This window comes from Microbulbifer maximicatervae (SeqCode) (assembly GCF_052467815.1).
This window is the reverse complement of record NZ_CP174326.1, coordinates 2,066,812-2,089,663: the sequence shown is the minus strand read 5'-3', so window position 1 is coordinate 2,089,663 and position 22,852 is coordinate 2,066,812. Positions and strand designations below refer to the sequence as shown.

The 22,852-nt window shown below is 50.5% G+C and carries 15 protein-coding genes and 1 pseudogene; 8 read left to right on the top strand and 8 right to left on the bottom strand.

Going from position 1 to position 22,852, the window contains the following annotated elements:
• The first annotated feature begins 160 nt into the window (after positions 1-160).
• The 3 genes from ACJJIW_RS09120 (at position 161) to ACJJIW_RS09110 (ending at position 3,775) form a co-directional block, all read left to right on the top strand.
• Entirely contained in the window at positions 161-1,633 is a 1,473-nt protein-coding gene (locus tag ACJJIW_RS09120; RefSeq protein ID WP_444937156.1) for a Ppx/GppA phosphatase family protein, read from the top strand.
• Between the two features lie 15 nt (positions 1,634-1,648).
• Entirely contained in the window at positions 1,649-3,172 is a 1,524-nt protein-coding gene (locus tag ACJJIW_RS09115; RefSeq protein WP_444937155.1) for a protein adenylyltransferase SelO, read from the top strand.
• A gap of 183 nt (positions 3,173-3,355) precedes the next feature.
• Positions 3,356-3,775, top strand: a complete 420-nt coding sequence (locus ACJJIW_RS09110; RefSeq protein ID WP_444937154.1) for a DUF2147 domain-containing protein — start codon at positions 3,356-3,358, stop codon at positions 3,773-3,775.
• A 64-nt stretch (positions 3,776-3,839) separates the two neighbouring features.
• Here the strand turns inward: ACJJIW_RS09110 and ACJJIW_RS09105 are convergent, their stop codons facing one another.
• The 4 genes from ACJJIW_RS09105 to ACJJIW_RS09090 form a co-directional block, all read right to left on the bottom strand.
• Complete coding sequence (locus ACJJIW_RS09105; protein WP_282931136.1) at positions 3,840-4,919, bottom strand: HlyD family secretion protein; 1,080 nt, start codon at positions 4,917-4,919, stop codon at positions 3,840-3,842.
• Positions 4,912-5,361 (bottom strand): MarR family winged helix-turn-helix transcriptional regulator, encoded by a 450-nt coding sequence (locus ACJJIW_RS09100; RefSeq protein WP_444937153.1) that lies wholly within the window; start codon positions 5,359-5,361, stop codon positions 4,912-4,914. The genes ACJJIW_RS09105 and ACJJIW_RS09100 overlap by 8 nt, the downstream gene beginning before the upstream one ends.
• Positions 5,362-5,498: 137 nt before the next feature.
• On the bottom strand, positions 5,499-7,748 hold the full coding sequence (parC, locus tag ACJJIW_RS09095; protein ID WP_444937152.1) for a DNA topoisomerase IV subunit A: 2,250 nt from the start codon (positions 7,746-7,748) through the stop codon (positions 5,499-5,501).
• A 236-nt stretch (positions 7,749-7,984) separates the two neighbouring features.
• On the bottom strand, positions 7,985-8,446 hold the full coding sequence (locus tag ACJJIW_RS09090; RefSeq protein ID WP_282931133.1) for a DUF2846 domain-containing protein: 462 nt from the start codon (positions 8,444-8,446) through the stop codon (positions 7,985-7,987).
• A 728-nt stretch (positions 8,447-9,174) separates the two neighbouring features.
• On the opposite strand from ACJJIW_RS09090, the pseudogene ACJJIW_RS09085 reads away from it, so the two are divergent.
• The 3 genes and pseudogenes from ACJJIW_RS09085 to ACJJIW_RS09075 all read left to right on the top strand — a co-directional run.
• Positions 9,175-9,366 (top strand): annotated as a pseudogene (locus ACJJIW_RS09085) (ABC transporter permease); the annotation flags it as partial.
• Positions 9,367-10,061: 695 nt separating this feature from the next.
• Positions 10,062-10,667 carry an ABC transporter ATP-binding protein gene (locus ACJJIW_RS09080; protein WP_282931131.1) on the top strand — a complete coding sequence of 202 codons (606 nt, stop codon included), beginning with the start codon at positions 10,062-10,064 and terminating at the stop codon, positions 10,665-10,667.
• On the top strand, positions 10,664-11,464 hold the full coding sequence (locus ACJJIW_RS09075; protein WP_282931130.1) for an ABC transporter permease: 801 nt from the start codon (positions 10,664-10,666) through the stop codon (positions 11,462-11,464). The genes ACJJIW_RS09080 and ACJJIW_RS09075 overlap by 4 nt, the downstream gene beginning before the upstream one ends.
• A gap of 71 nt (positions 11,465-11,535) precedes the next feature.
• Here ACJJIW_RS09075 and ACJJIW_RS09070 read toward each other — a convergent pair whose 3' ends face one another.
• The 4 genes from ACJJIW_RS09070 to ACJJIW_RS09055 all read right to left on the bottom strand — a co-directional run bounded on the left by ACJJIW_RS09070 (position 11,536) and on the right by ACJJIW_RS09055 (position 18,683).
• Complete coding sequence (locus ACJJIW_RS09070; RefSeq protein WP_282931129.1) at positions 11,536-11,841, bottom strand: hypothetical protein; 306 nt, start codon at positions 11,839-11,841, stop codon at positions 11,536-11,538.
• Positions 11,842-12,133: 292 nt separating this feature from the next.
• Positions 12,134-12,541, bottom strand: coding sequence for a GFA family protein (locus ACJJIW_RS09065; protein WP_413663447.1), 408 nt, complete (start codon positions 12,539-12,541; stop codon positions 12,134-12,136).
• Positions 12,542-12,633: 92 nt separating this feature from the next.
• Positions 12,634-13,005 carry a hypothetical protein gene (locus tag ACJJIW_RS09060; protein ID WP_444937151.1) on the bottom strand — a complete coding sequence of 124 codons (372 nt, stop codon included), beginning with the start codon at positions 13,003-13,005 and terminating at the stop codon, positions 12,634-12,636.
• A gap of 479 nt (positions 13,006-13,484) precedes the next feature.
• Positions 13,485-18,683, bottom strand: a complete 5,199-nt coding sequence (locus tag ACJJIW_RS09055) for a DUF748 domain-containing protein (protein ID WP_444937150.1) — start codon at positions 18,681-18,683, stop codon at positions 13,485-13,487.
• Positions 18,684-18,941: 258 nt separating this feature from the next.
• Here ACJJIW_RS09055 and ACJJIW_RS09050 point away from each other — a divergent pair, with 258 nt between their 5' ends.
• Both ACJJIW_RS09050 and ACJJIW_RS09045 read left to right on the top strand, forming a co-directional pair.
• Positions 18,942-21,224 carry a slr1591 family oxidoreductase gene (locus tag ACJJIW_RS09050; protein WP_444937149.1) on the top strand — a complete coding sequence of 761 codons (2,283 nt, stop codon included), beginning with the start codon at positions 18,942-18,944 and terminating at the stop codon, positions 21,222-21,224.
• A 207-nt stretch (positions 21,225-21,431) separates the two neighbouring features.
• On the top strand, positions 21,432-22,739 hold the full coding sequence (locus tag ACJJIW_RS09045) for an NAD(P)/FAD-dependent oxidoreductase (RefSeq protein WP_444892108.1): 1,308 nt from the start codon (positions 21,432-21,434) through the stop codon (positions 22,737-22,739).
• Positions 22,740-22,852 lie beyond the last annotated feature (113 nt).

The window sequence follows — 22,852 nt, the reverse complement described above, 5'->3', positions numbered from 1 at the left end:
CTTTTATTTATAAAAGATATTGAATAATTTTGTCATATTTCTATGAATGGCGCCTTTTTGGTGCGTTATAAATTGACTGCACCGACTTTTGGACTGAAAAGTGGCAAAATGAATAATAGAGCGTCTGACTACATCCATTAGCGCTTTCAACGGGATATCGATGCAAGCTCCAAACGAACGCTACGCAGCCCTAGATTTGGGCTCAAACAGTTTTCATCTGCTCCTGGCGGAATTTCGCGATCAGCGTATGGTACGTCTGCACACAGATAGAGCCATGGTGCGTCTGGCCGAGGGGCTGGATATTAACCACCAATTGGACCCGGCAGTAACCGAACGGGCCCTGGCTGCTCTGCAACGCTTTCAGCCAGTGATGGATAAGCTACCCCTCGACCATGTTCGTGTTGTGGGTACAAATACACTGCGCTTGGCTGCGGCCAATGCCGATGGTTTTTTGGAAGAAGTGGAATCAATACTCGGTGTACCGGTAGAAATTATCAGCGGCATCGAGGAGGCCCGCCTGATCTTTACCGGAGTTCTCGCCGCCGCCAATGGCCCCACTCGCTTGCGCTGCATTATTGATATTGGCGGTGGCTCTACGGAGCTGGTTCGCGGTGGTGATACTCCACAGCAACTGGAAAGCCTGGATATAGGTTGTGTTTCCTACAGTAAACGTTTCTTTGCCGATGGCCTGATCAGCCGCAATACCGTAAACCACTTTCAGCGCGCACAGCGCGCAGCGCGGGCCGAATTGCAGGAGTTACAGCATATTGCCGAGGGCACGGAAGTCACCGGTTGCTCCGGGACTATCAAAGCGGTTGCCAGGATTTGTAATGATGGTGAAGTAAAGGCAATCAGACGGGAAGATATCGAACATCTCTCGCACAGGGTTTCCTCCGCCAAACATATCGCAGATCTCGATTTGCCCTACCTGGATGCGGAGCGTCGCCCGGTATTCGCTGCCGGTCTGGCGATACTGTATGCAATATTTTGCGAACTCGACATTACGCGTATGGCAGTCTCCCCCTATGCGATCCGTGAAGGCATAGTGCACGACTTGGCCGGGCGCTTGCACGGCGGGGATCGACGTGCAGATACGATTGCCGCCATGGTAAAACGTTGGCAGATAGATACCAACCAGGCACAACGTGTCAGTTCAACCTCACTCAAGCTCCTGCAACAGTTGCGTCCCCAGTACCCACCAGAAGGCAAGGTGCGGCTGCACTGGGCTATCCAGTTGCACGAAACCGGCCTGGCCCTAACTCACAGCAGCTTCCGCAAGCTGGGGGCCTATATGGTTAAACACGCCGATATGGCCGGATTTGCCAAAAGTGAACAGGAGCACCTGGCCTATCTGGTGCACAACCAACGGGGAAGAATCAAACCGCCACGGGAGCACTATGGCTTCCACCCCAGCCCAGACCTTCTGTTATGCCTGCGCCTCGGATGTATTATTCACCGGGACCGCACCGAACGCAGCCTGGACGGCTTAAAGCTATATGACCAGGGAGACGCCTATCACCTGGAAGCCGATCAACAGTGGCTGGAGGATAGCCCGGCAATTGCAGAATTGTTGGAGCAGGAAGAGCAACACTGGCGCTCACAAAATCGGCCCCTACAGATAACGGCGATATAAGAGCCAGGGGCCCCTGTGAGCCACACTGGACACTGGCGTTTTACACGAATATTCACCCTACAATCAAAAGCTATGAAACTGAGCGAAGTCACTCTCGAACACCACTATGCGGATATGGGGGAAGCCTTTGGCACCCCCATAGCACCCACTCCTTTCCGCCGCCCCAAGGTAATCGACACCAACCCTTCAGTGCTGCAACTATTGGGAATAGACCCCAACGAGAAATCCGATCCCGCCTGGGCCGAGCTGGGCTGCGGCGCCCGCCTGTTTAAAGGAAGCCGCCCATTTGCGATGAAATACACCGGTCACCAGTTCGGGGTCTACAACCCGGACCTGGGGGATGGGCGAGCACTGCTATTGGGTGAAATCGAGAGTGAAGGCCGGCGCTGGGAACTGCATTTAAAGGGTGCAGGAAAAACGCCCTACTCCCGCTTTGGCGATGGCCGCGCGGTATTGCGCTCCACCATACGGGAGTACCTTGCCAGTGAGGCACTCTACGGCCTCGGTATTCCCAGCACCCGGGCACTGTGCATTGTTGGAAGCGACGAACCAGTCACCCGAGAGAAAATCGAAACCGGGGCCATGCTGATCCGAGTGGCGGAAAGCCATGTGCGTTTCGGTCACTTTGAATACCTGTTTTACACCAAACAACTGGAGGCCCTGCAGGAGTTGATCGGGGTTACTTGTCGACGCTTTATACCGGGTACAGAGGGTATGGCAGTGGGCGACCAAGCTGAAGCACTGCTGCGCTTTACCACCCGCCGCAGTGCAGAGCTGGTTGCAGCCTGGCAGTCCGTAGGCTTTGCCCACGGCGTGCTCAACACCGACAACATGTCGATTATTGGCGACACCTTTGACTACGGTCCCTACGCCTTCCTGGACGACTACGACCCCACTTTTATCTGCAATCACTCCGACCACACCGGCCGCTACGCCTTTGAACAACAGCCCGGTGTCGTACTGTGGAACCTAAATGCTCTCGCCCATGCACTGTCGGCCTTTGTCGGTGTAGACGCTCTGCGCGAATGCCTGGAGCAATTCCAGCCGGTGGTAAGTGAGGCCTATGCGCAACGTATGCGGGCCAAACTGGGCCTGGAAAAAGAAGAAGATGGCGACCAGGCCCTCTGCTCGGAACTGCTGAAGTTGCTTCAACACGGCCAGGCTGACTACAGCCTGTTTTTCCGCGCCCTGGCCCACTACCGGGGGGAGCGTCCGGCCAGCGCTTTACACGAGTTACTCAAACCCTCTCACCACAGCGCCCTGGATCAATGGCTGGAGCACTACGATCGCCGCCTCACCCGGGAGACAAATAACTCCCGGGAGCGCAATCTAGCCATGCTGTCGGTTAACCCGAAATACATTCTGCGCAACTATTTGGCACAGAAGGTCATCGAGGCTGCTGAAGATGGCGACTATCATCCTTTGCGGACTCTGCGCCAGTTACTGCAATCCCCTTTCGCCGAGCACCCGGAGCGAGAAGTCTGGGCCAGTGCACCGCCAGAATCCGGCAAGCGTATCCCCTTGAGCTGTTCCTCTTAAAGGTGCCTTTGGGTAACTCACAAAGGTCCCGAAATTGGGACAAATAGAGAGAAAAGGCAGGGATATGTGGCCAAATGCTACTTTTTGACTGTTAGATTTTACCTGATGACGACTAGCCCACTGCCCTCGCAGGTGACTTGATGTAATATCTGGGTCACCCTACTTTACATAGGAAAATAAGTGATGATTAGAAACCTGCTTCTGGCCACTTTTGGCCTGCTGTTCGCCCTGCAGGCCAGTGCTGCAGATATCCTGGGCAACTGGCGCACTATCGATGACGAGACTGGAGAGACAAAGTCCATCGTCAACATCTATGAAAAGGATGGGAAGTATTACGGCAAGGTAGTAGATCTTCTGATGAAGCCTAACGACACCGTTTGCGACAAGTGCCCAGGCGACCTGAAAGGTAAGCCCATTGTCGGCATGGATGTCATCAGCGGGCTGGAAAAGAAAGGGAAAAAATACGAGGACGGGGAAATTCTCGACCCGGTAAAAGGCAAGGTATACGACCTGAAAGTCTGGCTCGGGGATGACAACACCCTTAAGCTGCGCGGCTACCTGGGCTTCCTCTACCGCACCCAAACTTGGCACCGAGTTCAATAAGCAACTAGGTGCAGCTCTCGGGCCCGAGTTCTATCGGGCCCAGAACCCTCTCTCTCAGATCCAGTTAAAGCACCACCCTGCCGCTTTCACCGCTCGTTGCACGAGCCGAAACCACTTTATCGTCTTCACTGGTATCAATTCGTACCTTGGCGCTCATACCTGCGCGCAGAGGCGGAGAATCCTTGAGGGGATAAAGACGCAGGCGCACTGGCACCCGCTGCACGACTTTCTCCCACTTGCCACTGGCATTCTGCGGCGGTGTGGAAGCAAACTCACTGCCACTGGCGGGACTCATACTGTCCACCTGAGCCTGCCACTCAAAATCCGGGTAGGCATCCAGGGTCACTTCCGCCTGCTGGCCCGTGCGCACGCGACCCAGCTCGGTCTCTTTCAGGTTGGCCTCCACCCAAAGGCCAGTGGAGCCAATCATTTGCAGCAGGTTAATGCCCAGGGTGGCCATCTCCCCCACCTTGGGTACGGTATTGGCGATAGTGCCATCCACGGGAGCAATAATGCGCGTGCGCGATAATTGGTAGCGGGCGGTATCCAGTTGCGCTTGAGCCACTTTTAAATCTGCCTGCTCTTCCAGGGCAATACTCGGGTCGCCTCCCAATTCAGCGCGCAAGCTGGAGAGCTTCTCAGCATTAATGGTGATCTGGGCGCGAGCGCGCTCCAGCTGCTGGCGGGCGCTGTCCAGCTCCGCCTCGGAAAACGCCACCTTGCTCAGTTTTTCATTGCGCTCCAATTGGCGGCGGTAAAAGTCCGCATCTTTGCGCGCCTGCTGCAACGCTGCATCTGCTTCAGCATATTCTGAACGACGAGCGAGCAATTCGTTGCGCACCTGGGCCAGGCGCGCCTCCGCCTCAGTCACCGCCAGTTCGAAGGCCGTGCGGTCGATCTGAATCAATAATTGCCCTTTCTCCACTACCTGGTTGGCACTCACCAGCACCTGGGTGACAACACCACTAACCTCAGGCGCCAGGGAAATCTTATCCGCTTTCACGTAAGCGTTCTCTGTCTCGACAATATCGCTGCCGCGCAACAGGTTCCATCCCCCTATCAGGACGGCCAGTACCAGAAAAAAGGAGAGTGCGAACTCTCGTTGCCCGGCGCGGTCTAGCTTAATTGACAGCTTTTCAGTCACATTCAATCTCTTCACGTGTCAAATTCTTGCGCAACCGCAATAGCAGCGACTGCAATTGATCCACCTCTGCGGCGGAAAAGCCCGCAAGTGCCTCACTGCGGGTCTGCTGGGCTACGCCGCCCAGTAACTCAAGGGCCGGCATTGCCTGCTCCATCAGATAAATACGGAAACAGCGCCGGTCCTCGGGATCGGGTCTCCGCTCCACCAGCCCCTCCTTCTGGAGGTTATCCAGCTGGCGCGCCAGACTGATCGGCGCTAGGTCCAGGCGCTCGGCCAACTCTGCCTGCTTGAGGCCCTCCTCACGCAGTAGATGCCAAAGCACCTGCCAGCGGGATCCACTCAGTCCGTGGTCCTTGGCTCTGCGGTCGAAGTTTCGCCGCAGCAGCCGTGCTGCACTGTGTAGCTCAAAACTCATTTCAGTAACGGCATCTTCCCTGGACATATCCGCTCTCCCTGTCTAAGGCCGCTCATTATAAGCCTGCTTATTATTTCATCAATGTGCGAGTTATCAATATCCCAAAACCCCATTAAAAAAGGCGGTCACTAGGACCGCCCTTTCGACCTGCATCCGGGATGGGTCTATTTCTCCAGAACCTCGATCTTATCGACCTTCTGGAAGCCCCGGGGCAGCTTGTTGCCGCGCCGGCCACGCTCGCCGCGATAGTGATCCATCTCCGAGATCTTGATCTTGGTATGGCGCTTACCGGCGTGAACGACCAGTTGGTCCCTGCCCTTCAATACGGCAACACCGATGACCACCTCTTCGCGGGCCGCAGCGCGGGCTGAAGTGATATTAATAATCTTGTTGCCCTTGCCTTTGGACAATTCCGGCAATTCAGTCACCGGGAACACCAACATGCGCCCCTCGGTGGTCACCGCTGCCAGCAGAACATCATCGAGGCTCTCCAGCAATTGAGGGGAAAGCACCTGGGCTCCCTTGGGCAGGGTCAGCATGGCTTTACCCGCCTTATTGCGCGACTGCAAATCCGAGAGCTTGGCGATAAAGCCATAGCCCGCATCGGAAGCCAGTAACACTCGCTGCTCATCAGGGCCCATCAACAAGCCCTCAAAGGTGGCACCGGAGGGGGGATTGATACGCCCGCTGAGGGGTTCGCCCTGCCCTCGTGCCGAGGGCAAAGTATGGGAGGCAATGGAATAACTGCGACCGGTGCTATCGAGTAGTAGCGCGGGCTGGTTACTCTTGCCCCGCGCGGCAAAACCGAGACTGTCCCCCGCCTTATAACTGAGTGCTGCCGCATCAATTTCATGGCCCTTGGCCGCGCGAATCCAACCTTTTTCAGAAACGATAACGGTGATGGGATCTGAAGACAGCAGCTCGGATTCACTAAATGCCTTGGCCTCTTCACGAGCCACAATCGGGGAGCGGCGATCGTCGCCAAACTCTTTGGCTGCGGCCAGAAGCTCTTTCTTGATCAGGGTCTTGAGGCGACGCTCGCTATTCAGGGTCTTGGTGAGGGTATCGCGCTCTTTTTCCAGCTCCGCCTGCTCGCCGCGAATCTTCATCTCTTCGAGGCGCGCCAACTGGCGCAGCTTGGTATCGAGAATGTAGTCCGCTTGGATATCCGTGAGCTCAAAGCGATCCATCAGCTCCTGCTTGGGCTCGTCACAGGTACGGATAATTTCGATCACTTCATCAATATTGAGGAAGGCAACCAATAAACCTGCCAACAGGTGCAGGCGCCTCTCAACTTTATCCAGACGGAACTGCAGACGACGGCGGGTGGTAGTGGCGCGGAAAGTCAGCCACTCCCGCAGGATTTTATCGAGGGACTTCACCTGCGGGCGCCCGTCGATACCGATCATATTCATATTGACGCGGTAGTTGCGCTCAAGATCGGTAGTGGCAAACAGGTGATTCATCACCGATTCCATATCCACCCGATTGGATTTCGGCACAATTACCAAGCGCGTCGGGTTTTCGTGATCCGACTCATCACGCAGGTCGCTCACCATGGGCAGCTTCTTCGCCTGCATCTGCTGGGCAATCTGCTCCAACACCTTGGCACCGCTCACCTGATGGGGCAGCGCAGTAATGACAATATCGCCGTCTTCCTTACTCCACAGGGCGCGCATCTTGATAGAACCGCGACCGGAGGTGTAAATCTTACGGATATCATCCCGCGGCGTAATAATTTCTGCCTCAGTGGGCATATCCGGGCCGAGAATATGCTCACACAGCTCTTCTACTGTGGCCTTGGGATTTTCCAGCAGCTCTACAGTCGCGTTGACCACTTCGCGCAGGTTATGCGGGGGAATATCCGTAGCCATACCCACGGCAATACCGGTGGTACCGTTCAATAGAATATTGGGCACCCGCGCAGGCAGTACGCAGGGCTCATCCATGGTCCCGTCAAAGTTAGGCTGCCAGTCCACAGTGCCCTGACCCAGCTCCGACAGCAGCACTTCCGAATATTTACCCATGCGCGACTCGGTGTAACGCATCGCGGCAAAGGACTTGGGATCATCCGGCGAGCCCCAGTTGCCCTGGCCATCAATCAGGGGGTAGCGATAACTAAACGGCTGTGCCATCAATACCATCGCCTCGTACACGGCACTATCACCGTGGGGATGGTACTTACCGATCACATCACCAACGGTGCGCGCGGACTTCTTATACTTGGCAGTATTCTTCAGGCCCAGCTCGCTCATGGCGTAAACGATACGCCGCTGTACAGGCTTAAGGCCGTCACCGATATTCGGCAGGGCGCGGTCTAGGATCACATACATGGAGTAATCCAGGTACGCCTTTTCGGTGTACTCCTTTAACGGCAGGCGCTCTGTGGCCTCATAAACAGAGGTGTCGGTCATACAGCTCTCGTTATTCGATTCGGAAGGAGCGGATTATGGCGGACTGGAGCGGGAGGTTCAAAGGGAAGCTGAAAAAGGAAGGGGAGAAGCTCATTGTAAGTTCAATACAATCTCTAAAGCTTACCCAAAAAGTCCGGCGGGTATCGAACCAGCCTAATGCATTCTTAAGGAAATAGGACTCCCAGGTAAAATTTCGAGAAGCACACCTACTGAGTGTGCCTCTCTCAGAGCCAACTTTATTTCTGGCTGCACTCGCCAGCTTTAGCAAGCTTTAATTTTGTAATATCAGCTTTACCTTCTTCAGACTCAACAAGCTTCAAATCTGCACCACCAACGAACACACCCATCTTAATGTATTGTTCGATAAAGTAATTTTCACCTGCTTTTACATCAACCAGTAGGTCATTCGGGGAGAACTCCGACTCGGTTGAGACCTTATGTTCTTTATCCCCAATAACCTCCTGGTAGAAAAAGACGTTGGGTGCAGATTGACCAACACATTCATCATTAACCCAGATATCTTTCTTCAGAGTAGTACCGGGACCAGAAGCTCTATAGATGTAGAGACCAGCATTCCCCTCAGTAGGTGAATTGAACTCTTTAGCTTTATTAGATAACTCATCACTCTCCATAGGAACCGACGCGCAACCCGCAAAAAGAGATGTAGCTATAGAAAGCACCGCTAATTTTTTGTACATGTTTTATCCCCAATATAATTTAACACCTGCTAACGACTGTTTTTTGTACAGCTTCTGTGTTAACAGACGCGCATCATATCAGCTTGACTACCAACTAGAACCTTTAATCAAATTGATCAGGGAGAAAAAACTCGACTCTTCAGCCATATCCACAAAGCTTGAGTATTCCACCGACTTTTAAGGTGAAGGAAATTGAAATAAATAGACACGATTATACCTGAGCTAAAGCTGGAATCACTGAGCATTGGCCCACTTAAAAAAGTACAACTAATGATGACGAAAGCCAGAAGGAAATGGCAAATCACAGGTGGCGGCAGCAAGTTATGTTGGTACCACTGCAAAATACCTGGTGGGACGAAACAATAGGCGAAAACTTTAATCAACCAATGGGACATACATTAAACACTTTAAGATTTCCCGAGAATACGACAGACCGGCAGATAAGCCGGCTATCCTTCATAGAGAAACAACGCTTGGCACTTATTCTCGAGCTTTCCTACACCGCACAAGCTTTTTTACAGGATGGGCCCAGTGTCAATATGGAGACAGATACTACTAGTAAAATAGAAGCATGACTTATGGTTGAAATCAGCAATCACCAATATCCCACCACCTGGACGCCCCATAAGAAAGGGCAGATCCAACGAGTGTAGAGCAGGCATTTTGAAATTAATGGGAGTAGCTTATTAAGTCACAATTAGTGTGATCATCTTTGATGGTGGCAATTATCGTTGGCTGCGACGTTGGTAGTCGTCCTGGCAACTTGCTCCAATATCACACGATCACAGCGCAGCAAGCCACTGATTGTCGCGGCAGTACGCACAGCGGTTCAATTGCCTCTTGTCGAGGTCATACTGGAAGTCCTTATCGCTATTGGTACCTTGTATAAGGCTCCACCATTTGGGCTGAAAATAAATTAGTTAATAGATCATCTCATAATGCAACGATACAACCGTATGTCTCTTTATGTAACTTTCCCTCTACTGGGAACCTATTTCTTTCCGAATTGTGATGTCTATTTGTTGCTACTCACCAGCAGTCACTTTCTGTGCCTATCCTTGTCAGCATCCGCGCATCGCAATTCTTACCTGATCGACAAGGGGTGTCTTTTCAACAGTTTTTCTACTACTTTCTGTAAGTGCCAATTTTCTTAGGCTGTAAAATTGATACCGTTCTCGCTCAACTATAATTATCTCATTAGTGCCTTCCTCATGATCAGGATAAGAACCAACTCCATCAACCGACCCACCCCTTACCGACTGCACTTATTAAAAATCAAGCCCTTCAAATAATAGCTTCCGGCATACAGATTAAAATATCGATACAACTAAAATTTTCTCCTCCACTGGTTTTTAGATAAAATTACAAAATAACAACCACAACAACACCTACAAAATTTATATCACCAGATTTTCATTGTCACCGTCCTTAACAGATCCTACAATTTTTACAGGTTATAGATTTAATCCATAACCCCAGAGCATCAAGACGTTCCCCAATCCAAGAAAGACCAAAAATTCATATACAAAGAATAACAAATTAAAAGATAAAACTTACTTTACACAAATGATCATTTGCTGATAATTTCTAGTAAACACTAATCTCCACGAAGCTCATGTCAACTCTGGTGCTAAAAAATATTTTTGTAGGTTGTCTTCAAAATATAAATTTAACCATGGCATCTGGCCAAATTATTTGCTTATCGGGTCCATCTGGCTCAGGGAAAAGCCGCTTACTCAGAGCCATAGCTGACCTTGAACCCTACACAGGCGACATATGCTTTAAGAATAAATCCCAGAGTACATATCCAGCACACCAGTGGAGAAAGCATGTGATGTTGGTTCCCGCGCAGACTGCCTGGTGGGAAGAAACTGTCGGCGATCACTTCGCAACACCCATGAATGATGCACTTAAACTTCTCAGCTTTCCTGAGGACGCGGTAAAGTGGCAAGTAAATCGACTCTCTTCGGGAGAAAAGCAGCGCCTGGCTCTTATTCGCGCAATATCCTACAAACCTCAAGCGCTTCTTCTAGATGAGCCTACGGCCAACCTAGACGCCAAATCTGCGCATGAGGTAGAGCAATGGCTGACAGGGCTCATTGAGGAGCACAAGCTACCTACGATTTGGGTAGCTCATAGCCAGGAGCAGATTCGAAGGGTAGCTCACCGCCACTTGGCCATTGTTGATAATCAACTGGAAGAACAGGAGATCCGTCGATGAGTGTAATCGACCTATCCTGGTGGCAGCTGTCTTTGGCAGCGGGGTTGGTACTGGCTCTAGCCGTATGCACTCATGTAGCGCGACTGCAACTAAGTAGATCGTTAATTGTTGCCGCTCTACGCACGGCTATTCAGCTCACCCTGGTTGGACTGGTACTGGAAACCCTTTTTGCGGTTGGCACCCTACTTTGGATGGGACTTCTGGCCTTGGCAATGCTGCTATTTGCCGGGCAGCAAGTGGCAGCCCGACAAAAGTATCGCCTGCTCGGTGGTTGGAGCTTTGCCGTGGGCACCTTATCGATGCTGGTGTCCGCTTTCAGTATCACCATATTAAGTTTGGCCGTACTGATTGGCCCTACTCCCTGGTACCAACCACAGTATTCCATTCCTCTTTTAGGTATGTTGCTGGGTAATACAATGACTGGTGTTGCCCTAAGCCTGGACCGTCTAACCGAAAGTATGCACCGCTCCAAGGATATTATTGAGAACCGCTTGATGCTGGGGCATACCTGGCAACAAGCCAGCTTGGAGTTTCGACGGGATGCGATGCGTGCAGGATTGATGCCGACAATTAATTCCATGGCTGCCGCTGGGATAGTATTTTTGCCAGGAATGATGACAGGACAGATTCTCTCAGGTACCTCCCCCACAATTGCCGTCAAATATCAAATTCTGATTCTTTTTGCGATTGCATCAGGCACCGGTTTCGGCACTTTTCTCGCCGTTGCCCTGGCCTCAAGGCAGCTCTTTGATAAGCGGGAGCGCCTGCGTACTGATCGCCTGATCAAAAATGTCTAAAAGTCTGTGGAGAGGTGATTCGATCGAAGGAGGGAGCGCTGGACTCCTGAGAACCAGCGCTCTATTAACCTTTAACGGCCAAAGAATAAGATAGCCCCGGCGATAATCAGACCTACCAGCAAGGCCCATACACCCCGCAGCATCAGCGATCGGGCATATTCCGCCTCTTTGTAACGCAATGCATAGGGAATACCGGTAATCGGCCCGAGGACGATCGTTACAATCCCCCAAACCCAGCGCTTGTTACCCAAGGCCGTCAACGCAGCCATCAGGCCACCAAACCAGCATAAAGTTACGCCAATTACAATTACCACCAACGCCAGGATGGACCACCATTGGTTGGCCAGGAAAATTTCTACAATTTGGGTTTCAGTCATGGAATTTAGCCAGTCCGTATTACCTTCCGATTACATCTTAATGCTCTCGGCACCTTAAAAGATTAGGTGCTTCCAGAACGAGACATCCGGATACCAACGCAAAGATGCTAAAAGAGCCGCCGCAGTGAGCGAAACCCATGCAGATGACCCTTTTGGTACCCTTCTAAGCTGAAATCACCATTGAGGGGAGCGGCGATACAGCCCTAGGACGCTATAGTAACCCTAAAGTGAATCCCGGGCGCATATTCCGTCTTGACTAAAAGATACCCATATAGATAGCGAGCACTCACTATCATGAGTACTCGGTAACTATCTCCAGCCCCGTGATCTTCTGGGTATCGTTGGCAAATTCGTAGTAATCCGGCTTTTCATCGATAAAGATTTGATGGGTCATTGTTGTCTCGGCCGGAAGATCAAAGATCCCCGCTGGCACTGAGTACTGGGAAGTTTCCTTTAAGCGATAAAAGAGGTGCGAACCGCACTTTGAACAAAAACCCCGTTCAGCCCAAATTGATGAATCAAATACACTGACATGTTCCTCACCGGTAATCTCAACACTGGTTTGACAATCCACCGCCAACAGAGGACCACCGCCCCATTTTTTGCACATACCGCAGTGACAAACCCCCAGATTTGAAGAGGGCAAAGATGCGCTAATTGTCACTGAACCACAGAGGCAACTTCCGTGCACTTGAGTCATATTGTTTTACCTTACTATTACTTATATCAGGAAACGAATAGAATCAAATATTTGTGAAACCTTTCACAAATAAAACTACAAACTAACTTTTATTAATATTCCTTGCAGCGTCGCTGAAACCAGCTGACCCGCTTCTCATAATTAACCGGGCAATTTTCCTGGCAAGCTTCACCTAGATCATTTAAAGACTTAGCCTCGGGATAATAAGCCACAGTTTTCCCGTTGATTACATGAGAATACCCAGTATCAACAGAAGAAATTAGAAAGTGATTATCTTTACTCCCAATAAGAACCTTATCTCGGGCAAGCGCATAAACATCATACTGCCATATACCCCAAGCATTCCAACCATTCATGATCAAACAAGTGGACATAGTTTTTAGGGGTTGCCGCTCTTCCTTCGCCTGCTCTGCGGAAAGAAGAGGGGCGAATAAAAAAACAAGCATAATTAGTATTTTTTTCATATGCAGCCCTAATGAGTATTCAGAACTTAAAAACACACACAATGTTAGGAGAAAAATTTTTGATATATTGAATGTCAGACTCACTATGCCGGAATTCTACGACCGCATCAAGGAAGCAACTTGCAAGCCATAATTCAAATTAATTTGAAAATTACGTTAATCTAAAGGCAGAGCTGGAGACTACTTAACCCCATAACAACCTGTAAAAATGTCCCAACTCTCACCCTGCAAATAACAAATCTTAGAAAAAGCCGAAAAACTGATGCATATTTAAACACAGTGAATCGTTTCACAAAAATAAGGCAAACAATCTTATACGTACTAATTACAGCAAAATAAATAATTAACGCTGCCCTCAATAACGGCCTTGACACCCTAACAAACCTATAGCGATACGAAGCTACCACAATCTGTAAGGCAGGAAGGGACGACGGAAATTTGTACCATTATTTATATAGATATAAATGTTACATACTTATTTAATTCGAAAATTCCACCCTTGGATCACCAAAATCCTTACCAATATAGTCAGATGCGCAAGGGATTAATTCTGAAGCCTCTATTCCCGCATCAATCAAATACTTTTCGACATTTCGGCTTCGCTCCATTGCCAAATTTTCAAGTTCCTCACGAAGTTCCAGAGATGGGTTTTGATAAAAAGCAACTTGAGTTCTTCCGCTTCTGCTCATACCTGCCATGGAATAGGGGTACAGGGCTTGCCAGTCCCGGGCATTAGAGATGCCGCATACTCCTGGTCGTGCGTCAGGGTTCTTAAGTAAAACAAAGACCATACGCTGTAGTTGTGTCAGTGCTAAATTAGTTAATTTTGCACTTCCAGGCTCAAAGTCAATAGACGCAAATGATTTCGCCCTGAAACGCCCCCAGGCATAACGTGCCAACAAATATACGCCATAGGGAGTCAAATAGCTTATCAAGGCATCTATAATTGCCTTTTGTAGCAACTCACTAAATACAAAACTAAAGGAGAACTTGGGATCGCGAATATTGCCGCTAACAGGCATGCCAAACTTGATATCCCCCCGCCCGTCTTTCAGCAACCATAGAGCAATATTCAAGGGAATCAGCGTGGACTTCACCGGTAGCTGATCATCTTTCCGCACCCGGCGAACTTTTAGTTTTTCCAGTCGTATATCGGCAAAGCCATCGAGTTCATTTTCAAATACCCGAATATTAACTACCGCATCTCCCTGCCCCTGAAGGATTTTGTAACCTAACAACTTGGCCATATAAGGCGTAGCAGGTATCAAATTTACGCTGGTGAGATATCCGGTAAGATCAGCATTCCACTTTTTATCTCCCAAGTAATCTACAGTTCCCCCTATCTGAACCTCACCAAATCCGCCAGGCCTTCCATTAACAACAATCACCGCAGGGGGGTGTTCGGCCAAGTTACTTAAATCACTGAGATTAAAGTTGATATCCCGGACCGGTAAGCGGGCCCTGAATTCATCTTGATAGTCTACCCAACTAAAAGTGCCGTGTTTTAGGTAGAGGTCACCGAGATGATAAAGTAGCGGCGGGCTGCCCTTCTCCCTGAAAGCAAATGTGTCAATACCACCAAAGCCTCGCAGTTCATTAATTTTTCGGGCCACCGGAAACTTCCCCGATAAATCCCTTAAGAGAATAAATCGAGGGCGCAGAAAGTCGATAAAACCAATAGTGAGTGTTTTCTTAGGGCGGTAGTAGCTCAAACCTTCAACCCACAGGGACTTAAAATCAGCCACCCATCTATGGCGATCAAAATCCAAACTGTCCGGGTTTCTCTCAAAAAAATGAAAGTGAATTGCCTCACCACTGGCAAAGCGCCATTCAGTATCGGTAAAGAGCAAATGCGACAAGGTTATGCTCTCACCGTGCACTAACTCTTCCCCAGAGGGTGAAAGTAAAGTGATGCCATTGACCCTCACAACAGCAAGTTCTGCCCCCTGACCACGGCGGTAGTTCCCCTCCAGCATTAAACTCGAGAAGCTGAAGCAATGATCTCCCTGATCCAAGTAACCACTGGGAAAACATCCTGCAATTTCCTTAAACTGTAAATCCTTGAAATCAACTCCCTGTCGACTGATGTTTAATTGCCCGGCCCCCATACCGGATACCGATAAAAGTTTAAGTGGCAATTCCTGTGGAAAATTTTGCTCATGCAACTGTACATTACTTATTTTTATCCCAGAAAGGATAAGCTGCCTTCCGCCAGTGCCAGTAATACCTTCTGCCTTGCCAATACTAAAGGCCCCAAATTCATAACAGGGCGCTATCTTTTCGTCTTTTAATAGTCCCCCTGGCATACATCCCCTCGCACCAGAGGCTTTCGCCAAAGATTCCCCTTGCAAGGAGATATTATCAATTTCAAATTTTGGTATTTTCAGTGGCCCCAAATTTTTCCTGGGTATTGATAACCCAACCATTTCTACAGAACCTTGAACTGACCAGGGGTGTGACAATTTGATTTTCTGTAATCCCGGCATGGATAATTTATCAACCCCAAAACAATGGTGGGAGTCACCTGCCCTGGCCCGACTCAGCTTATCCACAGTTACTGCAAGCCCCGTATCCCGCGTACACACCCGGATATTCTGCAAGCTTAGATTCGACACTGAGAACTCTGCACCTCTATCCCAGATAAATCGACTCCAACTCAAGCCCTGCACACCAGCTTCTAAATAGTCGCTACCCTTTTGCCAAAAAGCGATAGGCTTACTCTTTAACGGCCCTAAATCCAAGCGGGGGGCGCCTGAATCTATACCCAATTTTACCCAGGAATCACCAAAGCTTATTTGTGGGGTCTCAATGCAATCGGCAAGACCCATATCTTCATTATTTTCAGAAGAATAAGATCTCAACCCACAAAGCAGAACATCATCGATATTGAGCCCATAAAAATCGAGAGTATTGGAGGAAAAAGACGTTCTCTTCGTGAATACTCGCCCCAGTTGCAACATGGGTACAGTTTCAAAGTCCTCCTTTAATTCCACTTCTTCGATCGACCAACCGCTTTGTCCTACCGAATGGATGTCTTGCCCAAATACACAGGTCGGTATCGATTTATTAGTCTTCGCTAGCCAGGGAATACACAAGGTTACTCTGTCAGCAACAACATCCTGCAATGCAATTTTTGACTGGGTAGGTTTTTCCCGGGACCATAGCAACTCTAGCTTTGGTATAAGTACACGCCCAAGGTCGAAGACATTCTCGCCAGACAGGTTTTTCAGCTGCACGGATTGAATTGCTGAGTCATCCATATTGGCAATTAGATTGCGTTGGCTGAAATAAACGAAGGAGTAATCTCCCAGTGAAAGGCGCTCAACATCTACACAGTGAATATTTAGTGAACTCACTTGCCTACCGCCGGGAAAGCAGCCACTCACCTGCTCAGCATTTGCACCGGGCAAAGCGAGATAAGATTCAGAGCCTGGTGTACGCCTATGTCTTAGTCTGGCAAGGGGCAGCTCTATCTTTTTTAAGTCAAATAATTTCCTGCCTCCCTTTGTCTTCGCTTCAGCACTAACCACGGAAAATTTTTTTACAGAGAGATCTATCCCCTGCTGCCAAGATATAAAGAGTGGCTCCCTTTGCTCTAATGAGTGGATATCAAAGCAAACTGGCAGGTTTTCGTGACTTTTGTTGGCGCGATAAAATAGCCTTTCCCAACCTTCAGTAAGACAACCAGCCAGTTTCTTCAAAACAAGGTTTTTTATTTCCAGATTTGGGTTTTCTATGGTGGCCAGCCCTAAGTCGTCAGGATTTTTATCCGCATCAATATTTTGTTGATCCAGTCTTCCTTTTTCGGTGCCGTAATTATCATCACCAACTCCTTGAGGAATACCCGGTAACTGACTGGTCGCCACCCAAGGATTAATTGTAACCTTTCTTTTATATAAGCTATCGCCACTTTCAAACTGCTGTATCAGTAAGCCATTTCCTGCACCAGCGGAATCATTTAGAAGTAATCGGTGAAGGCGCAGTTTTCCCAAAATGGCATAGCCATCTTCACCTCCCTGCCAGGCAAAATGTCCCTGCCCTGAAAAGCTGTTTAAACGTGCGCACAAAGGCTGCCAATCCGAGGGGAGAAAGTCCTGCGGCAAACACCCTGATAGTGACTGGATAAAAAAGTCCTGAGCAGATAGCGGGCCGTTACGACCTATTGTATCAATGGCCCGCCAGCGTAGGTCCTGTAGTTTAGCTCTGGGACGACCTCTGGCACCTATTGAAAATTGAGCCAATTGCAGAGGACCGCTGGAAAGCCCCCAATCAATATTGTGTTCAGCAGAGCCGAACTGAAAGGCAAATTCCTCTGTACTTTTGAGACCAACCATAGAGACACAGTGATCGGGCTTCTTCCACAGACCGCCCGGTACACACCCATTGGCTGTTTCTATCGCAAGATGGGCAAAAGATAATATTCGCGTTTTGGCATGAAACTGAAGAGGACCAAATACACCATTATTAGCCCTGATGGGATGGCTGGTAGATCGAGCCATATCCAAGAGGTAGCCCCGATTAATTGAACTGGCCCCTGTATTTATTTTTAAGCGATCGTTCCAGTCGAAAACCGTTTTTTCCGACAGGTCTAAATTAGCCGCTCGCAGGCACAGGTGGGAATTGGCGTTACGCAGATGTCGTGGACACCAATCAAATGCCTGGGCAAAGCCTCGCCTCCATCCCAAGCGCTTTTTCGGGCGCTCAAAATTAAACTCACTGATGCTAATAACCCCGGCCCGCCAATCCTGCCAAAGGCGATCACTGTGCCTCAGTACAACACTCTCACCATTGAGCTGCCGCCACTGGGCACGAGCTTTGCGGCCAAACCCGAATTTCATATCACCTTCTGCGGCAAGCCGACGGGCGGAGGCGCAATGTCCAATCAGGCTTTGCAGCCCTGCTATTGCATCGGCCCAACGCTGTGGCGGGCATCCTATAAAGTATTCCGCAGTAAACTTGTTAAGATCTGTATTGAGGCTCGGCCAGGAAAAATTGACCTGAGTTCCTTCCAAACTGCCTATCACCGTGTTGTATCGTGATTTACCTCCCTCCCAGGCCAATAAATCACTGACCTGTACATCCCCAATAGCAATATCTACATTCAGGGGAACATCACCTTTGCGCCATAATGCCAGCGTAAATTTATCGGTTTGGAGTTTGCCGATGGCTGCGCAGGTAGCTTGGTTCCAAATAGGCTTGTGCAGGTAGCAAAGTTCACTATCCCGTATCTGGGCGCGACCGATTAGCAGCCTGAAATCGCGATCCTGCCGCGCTCCACCTCCAAGATTCCAGCCACCCACCTCCCACTCCCGGTACAGTTCACCCGGGTAAGATTGCAGGTCCATATAGGCACCGCTCACCGATGCCTTGGGCAAATGAGCTCGCCCCCATATCAGTTGCCACCAGCTGTAATCGAGCATTACCTCATGAGCAGAGAACCCCCGCCCTTCGCGATTCTCAGCTTTTACATCAACCGCTATAACACTTAGATCCAGCAGCGATACGCGTAGGTGATCCACGCGGAATTCAAGGCCTCGCTCCTCCATCCAGTCGCCAGCTTTTACCCGCACCCAATTTGCTGCCCACCAGTGAAGAACTTCCACCAGCAATAGCCCAGCTAGTAGCCACCAGATTAAGCGACGAAAAAAGGCACTCTGAGAAGCGGGCTCTGGGGGCATTAGAATTAAGCGCCAGAAAATGAATTTTACGCAGATTGCAACTGCAATTAGGCCCATACAGTAAAGACCAGCACCTGGGGATTTTTTTGCCTTGGCGCTGCTATTCGCGATAATAACCAGCTGCGTCGTCCATTCGCTCGCAGTCAAATGCGAACTGTCTACTATTTATCCAGGGGTGTATTTGCGCGGCGCGGAAGTTTGGGAAGCCAGTATCCTTACCGCCTCTCATTTTTTCTGTTACCCAGCCAGTGAGTAGACATGCAGGAGCATCCAAACTACCAGGACATCCTTTTGGTCGGCGGCGGCCATAGCCATGCTATTGTGCTGCAAATGTGGGCCATGAACCCTCTGCCAGGCGCGCGTCTGACCCTGGTCTCTCCCCAGGTGCAAACCGCCTACTCCGGCATGTTGCCCGGAATGGTTGCGGGCCATTACTCCCTGGAAGACACTCATATAGATCTGGCCAGGCTCTGCCGGGCCGCTGGTGCCCGCTTTATTCAAGCCTGTGCACACGAAATTGACATCGATAATCGCACCGTATCCCTATTGGGCAGGCCTCCCGTAGAGTACGACCTGCTCTCTTTGGATGTCGGTGCGACTCCCGCCCGCGAGTTACCGGGCTCCGAATTGGCAATCCCGGTAAAGCCTATCGGGCATTTCTACCGTTTCTGGCAAAAGCTGCAAAAACAGGTTGGTGAAAACACCTCGCCCTTCCGCTTGGGAGTTGTCGGCGGCGGTGCCGGAGGCTGCGAGCTGTCGATGTCAATGGCTCACGCTTTACAAGGTGCCGTTAAGAAAAAGCAGGTAGAGGTTCACCTGATTCATGGTGCCGCAGCGATTCCCCAGGGCTATCCGGTCAGAGCGCGCAAATTAGTCTCAAAGGAGATGCAAGAGCTAGGGGTTCAGTTACACCATAACTGGACCGTTAATGAAATTACCGAACAGGGTGTCGTTAATGGGAGCGGTGACTGCCTGCCCCTCGATCAGGTAATACTCACCACCAATGCCTGTGCTCCCCCCTGGCTGGCCAACTCGGGCCTGTCCCTCGATGACAAAGGCTTTGTGGTGGTGGATCAAACACTTCGCGCCCAGGGGCGGGAAGACGTTTTTGCAGCTGGTGATGTGGCCAGTTTCGCCCCAGAGCCTCTACCCAAGGCCGGGGTTTACGCCGTTCGCCAGGGGCCAGTTCTATTTCACAATCTGCGCGCCTCCCTGACCGGACGCCGCTTAAAACAATACCGGCCACAAAAAGATTTTCTCAGCCTGCTCTCCTGTGGTGGCAAGCGGGCTGTGGCAGTTCGAAATGGCTTCGCCGCTGCAAGCGGTCTGATGTGGCGATGGAAAGACTCTATCGACCGCACATTTATGCGACGCTTCAGTGAGCTGCCAATGGACATGGCTGATCACACTGCCAAAACCAAAGACATCGTCGACCAGCGCTCAGGCTCTTCTCTATCTCCTATGCGCTGTAATGGCTGTGGCGCAAAAGTTGGAGCCGACATCCTGCGCCGCACGCTGGCGACCCTTCCGGATCAGCATTCGGAATACCTGTTAAAGGGCGTCGGTGATGATGCCGCAGTTATGGACCTGCCGGCTAATCATTTATTAGTGCAGAGCTCCGACCAACTGCGTGCACCTGTAGATGATCCGTGGATATTTGGTCGCCTGGCGGCTCTGCACGCCCTATCCGACCTATTTGCTATGAATGCTCGACCCGCCACTGCACAAATCCTTGCAACCCTGCCTACGGCTGCAGAGGAAATTACCCGGCGAGACCTACAGCAGTTGCTCGCAGGCGCCATCCACGAGCTGAACCGGCACCACTGTGCCCTATCTGGAGGGCATACCGCCGAAGGTTCTGAAATGCTAATGGGCCTAACCGTCAATGGATTTTCCGAGCGGGAGCAACTCCTGGAAAAAACGGGGGCCCGCGGGGGAGACAGCTTGATCCTGAGCAAGCCATTGGGAGTAGGTACTATCCTGGCAGCAGAGGGCGCGGGAGAGGCTAAAGGCCTATGGTTGCAGCAGGCGCTGGAAACCATGTTGCATAGTAATGCCGACGCCGCAGAGATATTTGCCCGCCATAACGCCAATGCGCTGACAGATGTCACGGGCTTTGGCCTGCTGGGCCACCTATTGGAAATGCTCGGCCCTGAAGGATTAAGCGCGACACTGATCGCTGAGAATCTACCGCTAATCTCCGGCGCCGCCACTTGTATCGAGCGCGGATGGCTATCCAGCCTGCAACCGCAAAATGCCAATGCCTACGCCTTTGTGGAAAACCCCCAGGAGTGGCAGCGGTTACCCCAGTGGTCGCTGATTACCGATCCACAGACTTGCGGGGGGCTCCTCGCTGCTGTTCCTATTGACCAAGCCGAAGCCTGCGTGGGCGCACTGCTAGAACGCGGTTACACCCAGGCGTCAATAATCGGTGTAGTAACGGACTCACAGAATCCAGAAGTGAGCGTACACTTGCGCAAGTCTGCAGACTGGCGAGCGCTAATTTCACAGGACAACGAGACAGTACCAGGCCAGGTTTAAGGATTTTGCGAAACCGAAACAACAGCCGGTTATGAGCTTTGTATGATTTCTATTGAGAGAGGCCTTCACCGACTTTATTAACTTGTCATCTGTCTTTCAGCGCGACATACTGGCGTTAGAAAAAACATCGGTGACATATTTCCCGATACCAAAAAAGGTCTTCACAGATTGGGGAGTCGGCTTTTAGCAATCGACAGGAAGACCCCTATGAAAAAGATCGTCATTATTGGCGGCGGTGCCAGCGGCCTGCATTTGGCTACACGGCTCGGTCAATATTTTTCTTTTACCCCTTTCTTTAAGCGCCGCCGCAAGTCCCCCGCTGCACAAGTTACTCTGGTTGATCGAAATCGCACCCACCTGTGGAAACCACTGCTACACCAGGTTGCCTCCGGCGCATTGGATGCCAATATGGATGCACTGAATTATCAGGTGCATGCCCGCATTCACGGCTATGAATTTCAGTTGGGTAGCCTGCAGTCCCTGGATCGTGAACGACAGGTAGTCGGGCTCGGACCTGTTAATGATGAGGACGGTAGCGAGTTAGTACCCGCACGGGAATTGGAATACGATTATTTAGTGCTGTGTATCGGCGGGCACAGTAACGACTTTCATATCCCCGGCGTCAGAGAAAACTGCTTTTTCCTGGATAGCAGCAACGAAGCACAAAAATTTCACCAAAACCTTCTCAATCGTTTCCTGCGGCTGGAGACACATGTTGATGATAAGTTAAAAGTGGCAATTGTTGGCGGCGGTGCAACCGGTGTAGAACTCTCTGCTGAATTGGTGGATGCCGTAAAACAAGTCGGCAACTATGGACGCATTCGTCCCAATGCGATGGAAATCACCTTGATAGAAGGGGGTGAGCACCTACTCCCAGCACTACCAAAACGAATTGGAAATAATGCTGAACGCGAACTGGCCAAGATGGGGGTTAATATCCTTACGGGCCACCATATTGCTTCAGCAAACGAACGTGGACTTACCACCTCCTGTGGCAGGGAACTCCCAGCCGCAATCCGAGTGTGGGCTGCCGGCGTCAAAGCTCCGGGATTCCTCACCCAGCTGGATGGCCTCAGTACCAACCGACTCAATCAAATCGAAGTGGAAACTACTTTGCAGACCCAAACTGACGCAAAGATATTTGCCATGGGGGACTGCGCCAGTTGCATCGATGGCAATCACCAGCGAGTGCCTCCGCGCGCCCAGGCAGCACAGCAAATGGCTACCCTGGTTGGCGACAATATTATTGCCCTATTTGAAGATAGACCTTTGCATCATTTTTATTATCGCGATCGAGGTTCTCTGGTATCCCTCAGTCAGTACACTGCCGTTGGCAACCTGATGGGGGCGCTGGTTAAAGGCAGTCTTACCGTAGAAGGGCGCCTTGCTGGCCTTGCCTATCGCTCGCTCTACCGTATGCACTTGGCGGCAATTCACGGCTGGCCGAGAGCTATGCTGCTCTACCTAATCGGACAGGCGAACCGGTTTGTGAAGCCGAAGCTCAAGATGCACTAAAGGATCAATTCCATGGAGCTAAGGGAAAATTAGAAAGTTAGTGCAAAATTAACTAATAGTGCTACCAATAAACCCTGCACATGGAAGTGCCAGGGCGGTAACATTATGAGTCA